Annotated in this window: 15 protein-coding genes; 7 read left to right on the plus strand and 8 right to left on the minus strand. The window is 40.5% G+C overall.

The annotated features are described in order from the left end of the window. Positions 1-120: 120 nt before the first annotated feature. The 3 genes from rpsO (at position 121) to KNQ97_RS05560 (ending at position 4,031) form a co-directional block, all read left to right on the plus strand. Positions 121-390 (plus strand): 30S ribosomal protein S15, encoded by a 270-nt coding sequence (rpsO, locus tag KNQ97_RS05550; protein ID WP_001229357.1) that lies wholly within the window; start codon positions 121-123, stop codon positions 388-390. Positions 391-647: 257 nt separating this feature from the next. Further along, the gene (gene pnp, locus KNQ97_RS05555) at positions 648-2,735 is read left to right on the plus strand and encodes a polyribonucleotide nucleotidyltransferase (RefSeq protein WP_001985790.1); all 2,088 of its coding nucleotides are present in this window, start codon (positions 648-650) and stop codon (positions 2,733-2,735) included. 84 nt (positions 2,736-2,819) lie between these two features. After that, complete coding sequence (locus tag KNQ97_RS05560) at positions 2,820-4,031, plus strand: magnesium transporter CorA family protein (protein WP_001198553.1); 1,212 nt, start codon at positions 2,820-2,822, stop codon at positions 4,029-4,031. Positions 4,032-4,255: 224 nt separating this feature from the next. Here the strand turns inward: KNQ97_RS05560 and KNQ97_RS05565 are convergent, their stop codons facing one another. The 6 genes from KNQ97_RS05565 to KNQ97_RS05590 form a co-directional block, all read right to left on the minus strand. Then, positions 4,256-4,585, minus strand: coding sequence for a chaperone modulator CbpM (locus KNQ97_RS05565; RefSeq protein ID WP_000207458.1), 330 nt, complete (start codon positions 4,583-4,585; stop codon positions 4,256-4,258). Positions 4,586-4,596: 11 nt separating this feature from the next. Then, positions 4,597-5,553, minus strand: coding sequence for a DnaJ C-terminal domain-containing protein (locus KNQ97_RS05570; RefSeq protein ID WP_001107916.1), 957 nt, complete (start codon positions 5,551-5,553; stop codon positions 4,597-4,599). 150 nt (positions 5,554-5,703) lie between these two features. Further along, the gene (locus KNQ97_RS05575; RefSeq protein ID WP_001105722.1) at positions 5,704-6,315 is read right to left on the minus strand and encodes a LysE family translocator; all 612 of its coding nucleotides are present in this window, start codon (positions 6,313-6,315) and stop codon (positions 5,704-5,706) included. A gap of 137 nt (positions 6,316-6,452) precedes the next feature. Beyond that, positions 6,453-7,328: an Hsp33 family molecular chaperone HslO gene (locus KNQ97_RS05580; RefSeq protein WP_001281765.1), complete on the minus strand. Its 876-nt coding sequence runs from the start codon at positions 7,326-7,328 to the stop codon at positions 6,453-6,455. Positions 7,329-7,493: 165 nt separating this feature from the next. After that, positions 7,494-9,335 (minus strand): monovalent cation:proton antiporter-2 (CPA2) family protein, encoded by a 1,842-nt coding sequence (locus KNQ97_RS05585; RefSeq protein WP_000008979.1) that lies wholly within the window; start codon positions 9,333-9,335, stop codon positions 7,494-7,496. 76 nt (positions 9,336-9,411) lie between these two features. After that, entirely contained in the window at positions 9,412-11,640 is a 2,229-nt protein-coding gene (locus KNQ97_RS05590; protein ID WP_065709106.1) for a primosomal protein N', read from the minus strand. A gap of 148 nt (positions 11,641-11,788) precedes the next feature. On the opposite strand from KNQ97_RS05590, the gene gspF reads away from it, so the two are divergent. From gspF to KNQ97_RS05610, 4 genes are all read left to right on the plus strand, one after another. Further along, positions 11,789-12,994 (plus strand): type II secretion system inner membrane protein GspF, encoded by a 1,206-nt coding sequence (gspF, locus tag KNQ97_RS05595; RefSeq protein WP_005133260.1) that lies wholly within the window; start codon positions 11,789-11,791, stop codon positions 12,992-12,994. Between the two features lie 23 nt (positions 12,995-13,017). Further along, positions 13,018-13,599 carry a type II secretion system major pseudopilin GspG gene (gspG, locus tag KNQ97_RS05600; protein ID WP_000865312.1) on the plus strand — a complete coding sequence of 194 codons (582 nt, stop codon included), beginning with the start codon at positions 13,018-13,020 and terminating at the stop codon, positions 13,597-13,599. A 266-nt stretch (positions 13,600-13,865) separates the two neighbouring features. Continuing rightward, complete coding sequence (locus KNQ97_RS05605) at positions 13,866-14,210, plus strand: hypothetical protein (protein ID WP_000643174.1); 345 nt, start codon at positions 13,866-13,868, stop codon at positions 14,208-14,210. A gap of 144 nt (positions 14,211-14,354) precedes the next feature. Next, positions 14,355-14,693: a tRNA-binding protein gene (locus KNQ97_RS05610; protein WP_000434938.1), complete on the plus strand. Its 339-nt coding sequence runs from the start codon at positions 14,355-14,357 to the stop codon at positions 14,691-14,693. Position 14,694: 1 nt separating this feature from the next. Here KNQ97_RS05610 and lnt read toward each other — a convergent pair whose 3' ends face one another. Both lnt and KNQ97_RS05620 read right to left on the minus strand, forming a co-directional pair. Continuing rightward, the gene (lnt, locus tag KNQ97_RS05615; RefSeq protein WP_001203090.1) at positions 14,695-16,254 is read right to left on the minus strand and encodes an apolipoprotein N-acyltransferase; all 1,560 of its coding nucleotides are present in this window, start codon (positions 16,252-16,254) and stop codon (positions 14,695-14,697) included. Next, on the minus strand, positions 16,251-17,090 hold the full coding sequence (locus KNQ97_RS05620; protein WP_001154809.1) for an HlyC/CorC family transporter: 840 nt from the start codon (positions 17,088-17,090) through the stop codon (positions 16,251-16,253). The genes lnt and KNQ97_RS05620 overlap by 4 nt, the downstream gene beginning before the upstream one ends. Positions 17,091-17,252: the final 162 nt, after the last annotated feature.

A 17,252-nucleotide genomic window follows, 5' to 3' on the forward strand; every position in this document is an offset into this window, starting at 1 on the left:
AATTTTGCAATCCATATATAGATACCTTAAAATAGGCAACTTGCTGTAGTGATGCACGGCAGTCAGTTGCGCTCAACTGATTCATATCATTTTATTTTTTAAGCATCTCGGAGAAATCGAATGGCTTTAACTAATGCAGACCGCGCAGAGATCATTGCTAAATTTGCTCGCGCTGAAAACGACACTGGTTCACCAGAAGTACAAGTAGCTTTATTGACTGCTCAAATCAATGATTTACAAGGTCACTTCAAAGCTCACAAACACGACCACCACAGCCGTCGCGGTTTGATCCGTATGGTTAACCAACGTCGTAAATTGCTTGACTACTTAAATGGTAAAGACCACGAGCGTTACACTGCTTTGATCGGTGCTTTAGGTCTACGTCGTTAATTCGATTTTGCTTTGTTTTCGGTTTATCGCATGTTGCTATGCTTTGTTTCTGAAAAGAAAGTTTCGTCTAATAAACTGTTAGGCGATTTATAGAAGGGGCGCTTGTGCGCTCCTTCTTTGCGTTTAATATTATTTAAAATTTTTGGTCTAGTGTGATGGCTTCTAAGCTTTGTCATTTACCTACCGATAGTTGTAGCCTGAATGCCAAACCTTAGGGGTCTCACTAGAATAAAATTAGGAAAATACAATACATGTCAATGTTTAACATCGTTCGTAAAGAATTCCAATTCGGTCAGCATCAAGTCGTTTTAGAAACGGGTCGCGTTGCACGTCAAGCAAATACAGTTTTAATCACAATGGGTGGTGTAACTGTATTGGTAGCAGTAGTTGCTGCTCCAACAGCAAAAGCTGGTCAGGATTTTTTCCCTTTAACAGTTAACTATCAAGAAAAACAATATGCAGCAGGTCGTATCCCTGGTGGATATGGTAAGCGTGAAGGTCGTGCTTCAGAAGCTGAAACTTTAATTTCACGTCTTATTGACCGTCCAATTCGTCCATTGTTCCCAGAAGGTTACTACAACGAAATTCAGGTAACTGCAACTGTGGTTTCTTCTGACAAAACGATGGAAGCTGATATTGCAGCAATGTTAGGTACTTCTGCTGCGTTGGCAATTGCAGGTACTCCATTCCGTGGTCCAATCGGTGCAGCACGTGTTGGTTTAATCAACGGCGAATATGTTTTAAACCCGAATTTTGAGCAAATGGCTCAGTCTGACCTTGACCTTGTGGTTGCTGGTACAGAGTCTGCTGTATTAATGGTTGAATCTGAAGCGAAAGAACTTTCAGAAGACCAAATGTTAGGTGCGGTTCTTTTTGGTCATGACGAAATGCAAATTGCAATTCAAGCGATCAATGAATTTGCAGCTGCTGCTGGTGCGAAACCATCTGACTGGGTTGCTCCTGCACACAACGAAGAATTACGTGCAAAATTAAAAGAAGCATTTGAAGCAAAAATTTCAGAAGCTTATACCATTGCAGTAAAACAAGATCGTTATGCAGCATTAGATGCACTTCATGCTGAAGCTGTTGCTCAATTCGTTCCAGAAGAAGATGTAGATGGTATTGCTGACGAAGTAGACTACTTATTTGAAGATCTTAAATACCGTACCGTACGTGACAACATTTTATCTGGTAAACCACGTATTGATGGCCGTGACACCAAAACTGTTCGTGCGTTAGACGTACAAGTGGGCGTACTTGAGCGTGCACACGGTTCTGCATTATTTACACGTGGTGAAACTCAGGCGTTGGTAACAACGACTTTGGGTAATACTCGTGATGCATTAATGGTTGATACCCTTGCTGGTACTAAAACTGACAACTTCATGTTGCACTACAACTTCCCTGCTTACTCAGTAGGTGAAACAGGCCGTGAATCTGGTCCTAAGCGTCGTGAAATTGGTCATGGTCGTTTAGCGCGTCGTGGTGTTCAAGCAGTTCTTCCTGCAGCTGACCGCTTCCCGTACGTTATTCGTATTGTATCTGACATTACTGAATCTAACGGTTCATCTTCAATGGCTTCTGTATGTGGTGCGTCATTATCACTTATGGATGCAGGTGTTCCGCTTAAAGCACCAGTTGCTGGTATCGCAATGGGCTTAGTGAAGGAAGGCGAGCGTTTCGCAGTACTTTCTGACATTTTAGGTGACGAAGACCACCTTGGTGACATGGACTTTAAAGTAGCAGGTTCTGCAAACGGTATTACTGCACTTCAAATGGACATCAAGATTGAAGGTATTACTGAAGAAATTATGGAAGTTGCATTAAACCAAGCATTTGCTGGTCGTATGCATATCCTTAATGAAATGAACAAAGTAATTTCACGTGCTCGTCCTGAAATTTCAATGCATGCTCCAACATTCGAAGTGATTACAATTAATCCGGATAAAATCCGTGATGTTATTGGTAAAGGTGGTGCAACAATCCGTCAAATCACTGAAGAAACTAAAGCTGCTATCGATATTGAAGATAACGGTACAGTTCGCGTATTTGGTGAAACTAAAGCTGCTGCTAAAGCTGCAATTGCGAAAATTCAAGCGATTACTGCTGAAGTTGAACCAGGTAAGATTTACGACGGTAAAGTGATTCGTATTGTAGAATTCGGTGCGTTTGTAAACATTATGCCGGGTACTGATGGTCTTCTTCATATTTCGCAAATCTCTAATGAGCGTATTGCGAACGTAACTGATGTTCTTAAAGAAGGTCAGGAAGTAAAAGTACAGGTTCAAGACGTTGATAACCGTGGTCGTATCAAATTGACTATGAAAGATATTGAGCAAGCATAATTGCTTAACACACTAAAAAAGTCCGCTTGATGCGGGCTTTTTTTATGGCATGATGCAAGTAATACACCAATAGATCGACATGGTATGCAGGTTTATTATTTTTATCGTCATCAAAGCGACGGCTATGTTTTTTTAAGCCGTGAAAAGCACACTGAACATATTCTGGAGTTTTTCTGGATTGATAGTGTGAGATCGGATGTTGTGAGCCAGAATGAAGAATGGCAACAAAAAATTCAGCAACTTGCAGATGTATCCATTAATGAGTTTCATATGCGAGATATTGCGAATATCGAACATCCTTGTGCATTTGATACGCTTGAAGAATACGACCTGCTTATTTTTAGGAAGCTCGTAACGCCGGATGATGAAATTAAAAATGGCGAATCACATGAGAGTGTATTTGGTTTAGCCACCACACCAATCAGTTTTATTTTTACGCCTAAAGTACTTATTAGCGTACGTGAGCAGGGCAACAAGTCGATTGAAAACTATATTCAGCGTCTTGAAAATATTTTATGTAAAACTCTCGAAGAGCAAAATAAAACCCGTAAGCTGCCTAATTCACCTGTAGATCTATGTTTACGTCTGCTCAATAGTATGGTGGATGGTTATCTTGATATTCGTTCACCTTTGACCAGAAGGGTCGAGCATTGGCAACAACAGCTATTACAAGGGAATCGGCGGTTTAAACAGTGGCATCAACTGTTTCATGAAAATATGGCCTTTCAACAGGTTGAAAATCTCTGCGAAGAACAAATCGAAACCTTACAAGAGTTTCGTGATGAAATTGTAGAAAACTATCATCATGTTATTGGAGAGAAGACGCATAGTTCTCAAGACCTTTTATTAGTGCGTTTAAACGATTTAATGAGTCATGTCGAACGTATTCAAAAACATACCTTGCGTTTACGTAGTGCGATTCAATCGGCAATAGATTTGCATTTCTCGGCAATTGCTAACCAGACCAATGAGAACATGCGTATTCTTGCCATTATTACTGCTGTGTTTGCGCCTCTTACGCTTTTAACGGGTATTTATGGAATGAACTTTGAATTTATTCCGGGGCTTAAATCACCAGTAGGTTTTTGGATTATGCTCGGGGTTATGCTGCTAAGTACCATTTTATTGCTCTACTATTTTTATAGACAGCATTTGGTGGGGCGTGGTGAAAAAAGTGTGATTGATTTACTGGCGCAGCAGCATCGCCAAGATCGTATGAATTTGTTTTGGTTTTTGGAATATGAACCGATTAAGCAGACTTTAAAGGAAGTGGAAAAGATTACTCGGTTAAAGTAATAAAGACTTCCAAAAATGACAAAATTGTTTGGTTAGTATTGCCTCGACTATAGGGTTTAATTAGATATTTTTTATATAGGCATTTTTACTTTTGACTGGGCAAAAGTAACAAAACCCCTTTATTGGACTGACGGTACATCCATGTTACCGCAGTCCAACAGGCGGCATCCATGCCGCCCATCACTTTAGCTCCTGACTATTAGAAAGGCTATTTAGAAAAAATCTTAATGAAAATGCTTCAACTGTTTTCTAAGTTGTTGCACTTCATCAATCAAATCTAACATCACCGCAACAGCTGCAAGGCTTGCGTCAAAGTCACGTTGCAAACGATATGCTTTACGAGCGCGGATAACATCTTCACCCATAAACTGATGTTTTTCAGGTGGTGTATCAATCGCTAAAATATCGTACTCAATGAGCTCTAGAATCCAGTCTGGGCTTTGACCACAGGCTTGAGCAAACTGTTGCAAGTCAAATGTACATTGTTCATCAACGACTTCAGCACTAAAGGTGTGGCCGTCACATACAATTTCTCGATAATGGATGGTTGTCATGATCTTGCTCCCTAATGAGATGAACGAGGTTCGAATGAAGCAAAGGCTTCTGCCAATTGCTGATAGGCTTCTTTTTCTTTTTCAGAATGCGCCGGTGGGAATACAATATTTAAAATTAAATAAAGATGGCCTGGCGTTTTATTTGGTATCCCTTTGTCTTTTAAACGTAGCTGTTGTCCTTGTTTTGCATTTTTAGGTAAATTGACGTGTAAAGGTCCCGCAGGTGTTTTTACTTCAATGCCTTGCCCTAATGCGGCTTCCCATGGTGCTACATCTACAGTCAAATATACATCACTGCCTTCGACATGCACACGATCTGTATCTTTATATTGAATCTCGATATAAAGATCGCCGTTGGCACCACCATTAATACCACTTTGTCCTTGTCCACTTAGGCGAATTTGCTGTCCTTCTTTCATGCCTTTAGGTATTTTTACCTGTAAGGTTTTTCGTTGTACCTCTGGCTCACCATAAGCATTGATGGTTGGAATTTGCAGGGTGATGTGTTGTGTTGATCCATGGTAAGCAATATCAAGATCAACCTCTATGCTGGCATGCTGGTCTTCACCTCGATAACTACGTTGTTGTCTTTGATATTGCTGTTGTCCACCGCCGAAGCCTGCACCAAAGCGTCCAAATAAGTCTTCAAAGCCACTAAAGTCTGCTTGCTCGCCGCCTGTAAAACCTTGACGATAAAATCTGGCACCATCGAAACCACCTTGAGCTGCCCCTTGACCAAAACCATTAAAACCTTGTGGGTGGTCTAACATTTGGTCGTATTCAGCTTTTTTCTCAGGGTTGCTTAGGGTGTCGTAGGCAACATTAATTGCCTGCATCTTTTCTTCTGCATCTTTTTCTTTGCTGATGTCGGGATGATATTTACGAGCTAATTTCCGATACGCTTTTTTAATTTCATCAGCTGAGGCTTCTCGTTTAACCCCTAATTCTTCATAATAATTTTTGGCCATAATGTTTTATCACGATGGTGTTGTTTATTTCATTATGAAACGATTTTTAAAGCTTTCAATGAGCTAGATTGTATAAGAGTTGTTCTCGTGCGAAATAAGGCGAGCAAAATAAAAGAGACATAGAGAGGTGAGAGCTATGCCTCTCATTGTTTAAATGAATGTCTGATATAAGCCGTAAACGGCAATAACTAATAGTAATAGACCACATAAACCGAGGATCTTCGGGTATAAATGGCTGTTCGAGAGGCGGCGGAAAAATATATAGACTAAAGATAGCGTTAAAAAGTCTAAAACTATCCATGTCAGCGTAAGAATAGTTAAACTTAAATCTAGATGAGGTGAAATAGAAACAAATTGCGGAAAGAAAGCTGAAAAGAAAATAATATCTTTAGGGTTTGAAATACCCACTAAAAAGCCTTTTTTAAAACCGCCATTTTGAGCAGAAACGGTTTGAATTGCTTCAGGGTGAGGAGCTTGAATGACTTCTTTGAGAATACTAAAACCCAAATAACCAATATATAGGCAGCCTAAAATACGGATAATATTTAAATAGTTTTCATTAATACCCAATACGCCTTTAAGTACGAGTACTGAAATAAAAATTAAAACGAGAGAGGCAAGGTTTGTACCAAAAATGGTTTCTAGTGCTTTTTTATAACCACCTTTAAGTCCGGCACTTGCCACTAAAATCATGACAGGACCAGGGGTCGCAATCATAATAATGACACTAAAAATAAAGAGAAAATAATCAAAATAATTCATGAGATATAAGCATCTTATTTATTGGGTTATCAAGTAAGCTCATATTAACTGATTTAAAATAACAAGCTGAAAATTATCATCAAAAAATTATAGATAAATAAAAAGGCGGATTGCCCGCCTTTTTATAAAGTAAGTAATTAACTCAAATGTTCACCAAACAGACCCAATGCCTCTTCAGCAGTGAACTCATAACGGGTGTTACAGAACTGGCAATCCATTTGAATCGGGTTTTGTGCTTCCAATGTTTCATGAACAGCATCAACACCAATTTGAATGAGGGCTTTGGCACAGCGTTCTTTAGAACAAGTACAACCAAATTTTAAGTGTTCAACTTCTGGTAAACGTACTTCTTCTTCGTTATAAAGACGATACAAAATCTCATTTGCTGAAAGCTCTGTCAGTTCTTCTGATTTAAGCGTTTCAGTTAGCATGGTTAAACGTGGCCATAAATCTTCATCAACCAGTTTTTGCTCTTCCTCATCATGACGAGGTAATAACTGAATGAGCAAACCACCTGAGCGCTGTGCGGTGCTTGCCAGTACAATTCGGGTTGGAATTTGTGCAGACAAGTCATAGTACTGCATTAAACAGCCAGCTAAATTTGCTTGATCAAGAGGTACAATCCCTTGATAACGCTCACCATGCTCAGGTTCGATGTTAATAAACAAAACAGGGTTAACCAAAGCCGCTAAAACAGTGCTGCTATCTGTTGCTTCACCAAAACGTGGATCTGTTTCGTAGTCTGCTAAAGCACGAACTTCGCCTAAATGGTTACATTCTGCCATAGCCCATTTGAAAGAGCCGTTAGCCTGGATTTGCAAGCTGATACGACCTTTGATTTTTAAAGTACTCGCAAGTAATGCTGTAGCGCTCAACATCTCGCCTAATAGAATTTGAACCGCAGGCATGTAGTCGCGTTGAGCTAAAATAGTTTTTAATGCTTCTTCTAGATGAACCACTTCACCGCGAACAGGAAAGTCCTCTATATAAAAGCGTTGGCGTAAATCAGACATAATATTCTCCAGGGCCCTAAGCAGATTATAACAATTTCGGTTTAATCAGGCTTAGGGAATGCAGCGAAGCTGCAAGCAGGACAACGGCAACTCTTGTACCGATTGTCGCAATCATTTAGGCAATGTGAATAAGTCCTTAATATAGCCATTTTGCGAAATCTCAAGTTATTCTTCGTGATCTCGTGTAATGTCGATACGATTTGGTTGTAAATGACGCTTTAAGTTAACGTCGTGCTTCGATGTGGCTTGTTGTGCATCGCTTTCAAATAGGTGTTCAAGCTCTGCCAGAGCATTACGATGGGTTTCAAAAACCTTTTGTTCATCGGTATAAATGCTTTGCTGCTGTATGAGTAATTTCTCATCATAATCCCGAAAGATTTCGATATTGTTATAAGCTTGTTCATCGGAAATACCGAGTTCGCGTAAAGCACGATAAGCCATACCTAATGATGATAAATAGGTTTCACGCCAAATATGTTCAACACCTAAGTCTCTTAATAGGTGCACATGGTGGCGGTCACGGGCACGAGCCAGTAATTTTAGGTTTGGATAGTTCAATCTAAGATGACGTGCGACATTCATAGAATCTTCGACATCATCAATTGCCAAAATAAATACTTTCGCTTTTTCAATCCCTGCTGAGCGGAGTAAGTCAGGCTGGGTGACATCACCATAATAGAGCTTACCGCCGTAACGTCGAACAAAGTCCACTTGATGAAGATTGTTGTCGATGGCAGTAAAGCCTAAATGCTGTAAGCGGGCAATACGCGCAATAATTTGACCAAAGCGCCCAAAACCGGCAATGATAATTGGATTATCTTGCTGAGGAATCTCATCATATTCAGGTGGCAATTCTTTATGAAAAAGGGGAATGATTTTACAGGCCATAATCCAGTAAATTACTGGGGTAAGGACCATTGATAAGGTCACAATCAACGTGACAGGCTCTAATAAGGCATCCGTTAAAATCTTTTCACTTTTTGCTAGGCTCAAAATTACAAAAGCGAATTCACCGCCTTGAGCCAAGCAAGTCCCGAGTAACAAGCTATTGTTCCAACTGTACTTTTTATAGCGGGCAATGGCAGTTAAAACGAGGGTTTTGATGACGAGTAGGCCGATTGCTCCACCAATAATGAGCCACGGCATTTCAATCAGTAACGACAATTGTGTCGTCATGCCTACGGTCATAAAGAATAAGCCAAGTAATAGCCCTTTAAACGGGGCAATACTCGCTTCAAGCTCATGACGGAATTCTGAGTCGGCTAAAAGGACCCCGGTAAGGAAAGCACCTAATGTTGTACTAATGCCTAAAGTGTCCATCAGTAACACCACGGCAAGAATAATAAATAACCCTACAGCCGTAATCAGTTCAGTCGCACCACTCTTGGCGACAAAACGGAAAAATGGGCGCATGACATAACGGCTAAATAGGAACAAACCAGTAAACGTCGCGATGATGGCTGCAAAATAAGCAATACCATGATGGGTAGATTCGGTTCCTGCCAGAAGAGGAATCACCGCAAGTAATGGAATTGCTGCAATGTCTTGGAAAAGCAAGATTGAAAAAGATTGCTGACCATAGGTGGTATTGAGTTGTTGTTTCTCAGTCAGAAGCTGTAATACAAAGGCCGTAGAAGACAGCGCAAGCGCAAAACCAATCACAAAGCTGGCAGCGAGGTGTTGTTGAAATAGCAGTAATACGGTGAGCATGAGAATTATGCCCGTAATCACGACTTGTAAACTTCCCATCACAAATATGGAGTCACGCATTTCCCACAAACGTTGCGGGCGGAGCTCTAGACCAATCAGGAACATAAGTAAAATGACCCCAAATTCAGCCAACTCCATAATGGCCTCAGGGTCATGGGCAATATTTAACACACTCGGGCCAAGAAGTATGCCCGTAAATAAATAACCTAAAACTGTTGCAATCCCTAGGCGTTTGCCCAAAGGGACTAAAATCAGAGATGCTCCAAGAAAAATAGTTGCTTGCAGTAGGAATGACATTCATTGCCCCGAATGTATTGATCTTTTTTAAGTGTAAAGGGAAAAAGTGTTCTTCACACCATGATATTCAAATCATCTAACTAAATTCTTGCGGGTCAACATCAATTGAGAGTCTAAGTTGATGCTGTCTTGGCGCATGGACCAACTGAGCCCACCATTGTCTTAAGTAAAAATGCAGACGAGCGCGGTCAGCAGACAAAATCACCATATGTGCGCGGTAACGTCCCGCTTTACGTTCCATTGGCGCTGGAATTGGCCCCCAGATATCAACAATGTCACCTACAATTTGGCGAAGTTGCTCGGCAGCTTCATTTAAAAAATGCAAGGTATAGTCACGATCTTTCGATTCAGCGCGTATAAGTACGGCATAGCGATAAGGCGGCAGTAATGCAACTTTACGCTCAGCCAATGTTTGTTTCGCGACTGCCCGATAATCTTTTTCGATGAGTGTGGTCAATAAAGGGTGATCTGGCCTTAAAGTCTGTAAATAAACATGCCCCTTATGCTCTCCACGACCTGCACGACCAGCCACTTGTACAATCAATTGAGCAGTACGCTCTGGCGCTCGAATATCGACACTCAATAAACCTGCATCGATGTCTAAAATAGCAACCAAGGTCACATGCGGAAAATGGTGACCTTTTGCCAACATTTGCGTACCGAGCAAAATCGAAGGTTTATTTTGTTGAATGCGATCATAAATTTTTTGCCAGCTACCGACTCGGCTGGTGCTGTCACGATCGACCCGAATCACATCATGATCTGGGAATAATTCTTGTAAATGCTCTTCAACCTTGGCTGTGCCAGCACCTAAAGTTTTGAGGCTTTTTTGCTGACACTCAGGGCAGTGGTCTGGCAAGCGATGAACTGTGCCACAGTGGTGACAATGTAAGTAAGAGTAGGGCTGAGTGTGCAACGTAAAATGTGCATCACAATGAGGACAATTCGCTTGCCAACCACAACTTTCACAGACCAGAACAGGTGCATAACCACGTCGGTTTAAGAAAATTAAAACCTGTTCTTTTCTTGCTAGGGTATTTTTAATCTGTTCGATTAAAGGCTGACTAATACCATGCTGTTTTTTGACAATTTTAAGATCAATCAAATGCATTTTTGGTAAAAGCGCATGGCCTGCACGCTGGTTCAGCTGAAGTGCAGTTAACTTGCCAGTTTCGACTAAGTGATAACTGTCAATGCTTGGGGTTGCTGAACCTAAAAGAACAGGACAGCCTTGTAAATGTCCTCGATAAAGCGCGACATCACGTGCATGGTAACGGAAACCTTCTTGTTGCTTATAAGAAAGGTCATGTTCTTCATCTAAAATGATAAGGCCCAAACGTGGCAGCGGGGTATAAATGGCTGAACGTGTTCCTAAAATAATAGAGGCCTTTCCAGTCTGTGCTTGTTGCCATGCTTGTAGGCGTTTAGAGTCATTTAAGCCTGAATGTAATAAAGCAATGTCGCAGTTAAAACGAGACTTAAAGCGCGAAATGGTTTGAGGGGTTAAACCAATTTCGGGAACTAACACCAGTACTTGCTTACCTTGCTTTAACACCTCATGCATGATGTGCAAATAAACTTCAGTTTTACCACTTCCGGTTAAACCATCCAACAAAAACGCTTGATATTGATGCTGTGCATTAAGGACGTGCTGAGTGGCCTTCTTTTGGTCTTCATTGAGCGTGAGTGGCATTTGCGCCAATTGCACAGGGGCTGGGCTAAAGTCATGAGGCTCAAGCGTACAGTCTACGAGACCTTTCTTTTGCAGTGCTTTAAGTGTTGCAGTTTCTACACCACTTAAATTGAGAATATTTTCAGTGGTTCCGGCAGGATGTAATTTTAAAATTTGATAAGCATCTTGCTGTTTGATTGAACGTTTTAGTAAAGCTTCGGCATTGTCACATGGAATGATTTTCCATAGATGAAATAAAACATCCATGGGTTTGCCCTGACGCAATAACGCAGGTAAAGCAGTCTGCATCACCTCGCCAATCGGAAATTGGTAATATTGTGCTGACCATGTCAATAAATTTAAAACTTGTTCATCTAAAATAGGCTCATCATCTAAAAGTTCAGAAATGGCCTTAAGCTGAAAGTGACCTGTAAATGATTCTTGTGGGTCAACTTTTTCAGTAATGATACCAATCAGGTTTTGCCGTCCAAATGAAATTGCGACGCGTGAACCTACTTGAGCCCGTTCATATTGTGCTTTGGTGAGTGTATAGTCAAAAGTGTCGTACAGATGCACAGGTACGGCAACACGCACACGATAAACAACTGAATCAGGCTTTGGCGTTATGGTCATAGAGGCTCATTTCGTCAATTTTAAAAAACGGCATAGCGTCGTGAAGAGGACTTGGGTATTCTACACAGGCTATAGAATGAATATGAATGATTGCGTAGCATAGATGCAACAGCAGCGACTATTATTTTTGGAAAATTAGAACATTACCATGCCTGCATATCAATTTACTGCTATTGATGCTTCAGGGAAGCAGCAAAAGGGGGTGCTTGAAGGAGACTCGGCACGTCAGATTCGCCAACAATTACGCGATAAAGCATGGACTCCGATTAGCGTTGACCCGGTTGAACAAAAAGATAAGCATCAAAGCCACGGATTATTCCAAAAAAAGTTTAGTGCTTACGATTTGGCGCTCATGACCAGACAGCTTTCGGTTTTGGTTGCTGCTGCAATTCCTTTAGAAGAAGCTCTCCGCGCCGTGAGCAGACAAAGTGAAAAAGCGCATGTGCAAAATCTTTTACTCTCAGTTCGTTCAAAAGTATTGGAAGGACATTCACTTGCACAAGGGATGCAACAGTCCGGGCGTTTTCCTGATCTTTATATTGCAACGGTTGCGGCAGGTGAGCGTTCGGGGCATTTAGATCTCATTTTAGATCAGCTATCAGACTACACCGAGAACCGTTTTGCCATGCAAAAGAAAGTTCAAGGTGCCATGATTTACCCAATCATTTTAATGCTGATGTCTTTCGGTATTGTGATGGGATTAATGACTTATGTGGTCCCAGAGATTGTAAAAACCTTCGATCAAAGCAAAGATGCCTTACCATGGATTACAGTTGCTTTAATGAAAGCGAGTGATTTTATCCGTCATGCATGGGTATTTATTATTCTTTTTGCAATTGTAGGAGTAGTGGCTTTTGTCCGTTTTTTAAAAACTACTGCGGGACATTATGCTTTTGATCGATTAACACTCAAATTGCCATTATTCGGTAAACTATCCCGTGGTATTAATGCTGCGCGCTTTGCCAGTACTTTATCTATTTTGACTCGTTCAGGCGTGCCATTGGTAGATGCCTTAAAGATTGGTGCTGCTGTGACCAATAACTGGGTTATCCGTGACTCTATTGCCCATGCTGCTGAGCGTGTTACCGAAGGCGGTAACCTCGGTACGCAACTGGAGCGCAGTGGTTATTTCCCACCAATGATGGTACAAATGATTCGAAGTGGTGAGGCATCAGGTGAGCTTGACCGTATGCTTGAACGTGCGTCGACTATGCAAGACCGCGAGGTGACGACATTTATCTCAACCTTATTGGCATTACTTGAACCGCTTATGCTGGTGTTAATGGCAAGCATCGTACTGGTTATTGTAATTGCGGTTATGCTGCCAATCGTAAATATGAACAATATGATTTAATAACTTTGATATTAGAGATAATGATGAAAGTAAAAAATATTCAAAGCGAAACAGCGATGAAACAACATAGTGAATCTGTGGTTTCAAATCAGTTTGAACCAACGTGCCATTCCGAGCATAGCTCTGTATCAGATGTTTGCTCTTCAAGTGCCTTCGGACTTGCGACACGTTCGAGCCGTGCTCGAATGAAACGTGTCTCAGGCTTTACCCTTATTGAAGTTATGGTCGTGATTGTAATCTTAGGCGTGTTGGCTGCTTTAATCGTACCGAACGTCATGGGCCGTAGTGAAAAAGCTAAAATTGATACGACTCAAATTACCTTGAAAGGGGTTGCGGGTGCCTTAGATCAATACAAGCTCGATAATGGGCATTTCCCAACCATGCAAGAAGGTGGTTTAGATGCGCTTATTAATCAACCTGCTACAGCAAAAAACTGGATGCCGGGTGGTTATGTGAAAGGTGGTTATCCTAAAGACAGCTGGAAAAATGATATCCAATATGTCGTACCTGGAAAAGACGGCCATCCTTTTGATCTATATTCATTTGGCGCAGATGGTAAAGAAGGTGGTGAAGGTAACGATGCCGATATTTATTATCAGCCTTAATTAAAATGTAAGAGAGATTATCGATTCGGTTAATAAGATAAAACAATAATCCGAATTGATAATCTTTCTTAATCATAAAAATATAATAATGTATTGAAAATAAAGTAAAAAAGTTAATATCTAGATTTGAGATTTAAAATAAGAATTATTCCCATATTTAATAGTTACAAGAAAGTTAAAATATAAGAGAAAATAAGCTATATATTTAAATAAAAGCTTTGCATAATAAATAAAAAGCACTTTATTCAATGAATGGGAGAGATTAAATGAAAGCATTTCTCGTACTTGATGAGCTGAATCAGTTTCATTGGGCGATGCTTAAATCTGTCCTATTGATTTTAGCATTATTACCCATTGCTGAAGTTTCATTAAAGCTATGGTTGAGTACTGAGGGAAGTAGCCAAATCATGATTGGTTTCTTTGCCTTAAGTATTGTAAGCGCTTGGTTAATGGTGAGCTTCTTTACCGCACTAAAAACGAGTGTATGGCAAACTAAACAGATGGCTTCTAAATACGAACAATTGCTTTTTAAAGCTTATCGTTATGTGCCGATGGTTTTTTTATCGAGTTTAGTTGCTTATTTATCTTTGCAATTATCGATTGCTTTTTAATCTTATTTTAAAACCGAATTTTTAAATAAAACGTAGACTCAACGTCTACGTTTTATTTTTTAACTGGACTTAAAACAGGGTGTTTCTTCATTTGTACATATTATATGCTTCAAATCAGCAATTTAAGAAGATGAGAAATATGAAATGGAACAAATCGAGTGGAATGACTTTTTAAAAGTAGAACTGCGCGTTGGTAAAATTATTCAAGCTGAGGTTTTTGAAAAGGCGCGAAAACCTGCCTATATTTTGCATGTAGATTTTGGTGAAGAATTGGGTGTACGTAAATCGAGTGCACAGATTACAAAACTTTATCAACCGCAGGATTTGATTGGTAAATTAGTTGTTGCGGTAGTGAATTTCCCTAAGAAACAAATTGGTCCTATCCAATCGGAATGTTTGGTAACAGGGTTTCATAATGCAGATGGGGATGTAGCACTTTGTATCCCAGAGTTTGAAGTACCTCTGGGTACAAAGTTATTATAATTTAGCGACGTGATTTGTAAGACACGTCTACTTTACGTGGACGATAGATCCAACCTAAAACCAGCAGTAATACTGCAAATCCTAAAATTGGATAATCACCTAGACGGTTATAGAGAGTTTGACCTTGCATGGCTGGTAAATCGCCTCTCAGGACAAACTCTTTATCAATCGGTGCTTGTTCGGTGATATGACCATTTTGATCAATAAACGCTGTTACACCTGTGTTAGTTGCACGAATAAACCAGCGACCATTTTCTTTCGCACGCATCTGCACCATTTGTAAATGTTGCCATGGGCCAGCTGTTCCGGTAAACCAAGCATCGTTAGATACAGTCACCAAAAAGTCACTGTCTTCTGCATTACGGCGTGTCAGGTTCGGATATGCCACTTCATAACAAATTGCAGCCGCAAGTGCATGCCCTTTAATTAAAAGTGGTTTCTGATCACTCTCACCACGTGTAAAACCGCTCATGCTAATATCATTTTGCATGGCTGGTAAAACCCAAGAAAGCAAACCTGACAGCGGAATATATTCACCAAAAGGTACGAGACGCTGCTTTTTATAAAGGCCGCTTGAATCGCTGCCAGAGGCCATAATACTGTTGTAATACAGTGGACTTCCGACTTGATGCGATTTCGCTACATCCCAATAAGGTATGCCTGTTACCCAAGCGGTATGGTTCTTTTTAGCTTGTGCATCCATTGCATCCAAAAACGGTTCAATGTCGGTTTGGAAGAGTGGAATTGAAGACTCAGGCCATACAATGAGGTCACGGCCCCATTCAGATTGAGTCAAACCAGCATAAATTTCTAATGTTCTAACTTGATATTCGGTTAGCCATTTTAAATCTTGTGGAATGTTACCTTGAATGAGCGAAACGCTAAGCGGTTTAGCCGCTTTAGGTTGTACAAACTGAATATATGATGCTCCCCATGCACCTAAAACTAACAGGGCAGCAGGGATAACCCAGAAAATACGCTTACGTAGAACTTCAACTAAAGCACATGCTAATACAATGACTACAAAGGAAATTGCATAAATACCAAATAGCGGCGCATAACCATCGAGTAAACGTTCAGTAAAAGCGTAACCTACAAATAGCCAAGGGAAACCGGTAAATACCCAAGTTTTAGCCCACTCAAAAATAATCCAGAGAGGGGCGAAAGTCAGCGGTGTTTCAGGAAAGAAGCGTCGATAAATCCATGTCTGAAATGCTGTAAATAAGCCCATTACAAGGGCCATAACCGCAATCATACATACGCTTAGAAAAGCATTGGTATCGCCATATACATGGATCGACGTATAGAGCCAGAAAGCCCCTACAAACCATAAACCAAAACCATAACTCCAGCCAATTGCAAATGCTTGTTTGGCTGAGCGGTTATGCAATGTCGCATAGAGTAGGGCAGGAGACAAAATTGCCAGCCACCACCAATAATAAGGTGCCAGTGCAAAACTGAACACGGCACCTGAAAATAAAGCAATGAGCAATGGAAAAATTAAAGGAAGCTGTTTTTGTTGTTGCGAAGAATCTAACAGCTTTTCAAAGTATGCTCTCATTGACGTACAGCTCGAATCAGATGAATAGTGCGGGCATCTGCTTCAACAATCGTAAATAACCAATTTCCAAGCTCAACAGTCTGACCTTGTAAATCACTAACTAGACCAATTTCTTGAAGCAATAAACCGCCGACAGTTTCTACTTCATCGTCAGAAAAATCAGCATCTAAAACAGTGTTGAAGTGTTCAATTGGTGTAAGTGCCTGCACCATCCATGCATTCGCTATTGTATGGTCGTTATCTGGAACAATATACTGTGCATCTTCATCCGCAGTATCATGTTCGTCTTCAATTTCACCAACGATCTCTTCAAGAATATCTTCAAGCGTAACCAGTCCCGCTGTTGATCCATATTCATCAATCACAATCGCGATATGGGTCTGGGTGTGCTTAAGCATACGAAGAACTTGATCTGAACGTGCACTTTCAGGCACAAATAATGGCTGACGCATGAGCGAGCCAATATCTAATTTAGTATTTGGTTCAGTCAAAAATGGTAGTAAATCTTTTGCCAGTAAAATACCAACAACATTATCAGGTTGGTCAGCTGAGAAAACTGGAAAACGTGAGTGAGCAGACTCAACCAATACGTGAAGAATATCAAGTAACTGATCATCTTCTTGCATACTGATCATTGCTGTTCGTGGCGTCATGACTTCACGAATTTTTGTAGCAGGAAGGTCAAGAACACCTTCAAGCATGGCAACAGTATCAGGTTCTAAAAAACGACGTGAATTTTGGACTAGTTTTAATAATTCATCTCGGGTTTCTGGCGCTGTACCTAACCACTTTCGTAAGCCTCGCATACCCCACGACGGACTCGGTTCCTCTTGCATGATCTTTCCTAAAGACTCAATGTATCAAATGAATACACTGATCATACCGAAGAAAAAGCCCTTATGCATCTATAAAACAAAGTAAAAGACAAAACACATATTGTTATGTAAACACCAGTTACAGTTCATAAGACAGTGATGGGTTTATGCTAAAATGTGAAA

Origin of the sequence: Acinetobacter sp. UC24323, from assembly GCF_024151445.1 — a bacterium.
In the GTDB taxonomy this organism is placed as follows: Bacteria; Pseudomonadota; Gammaproteobacteria; order Pseudomonadales; family Moraxellaceae; genus Acinetobacter; species Acinetobacter baumannii.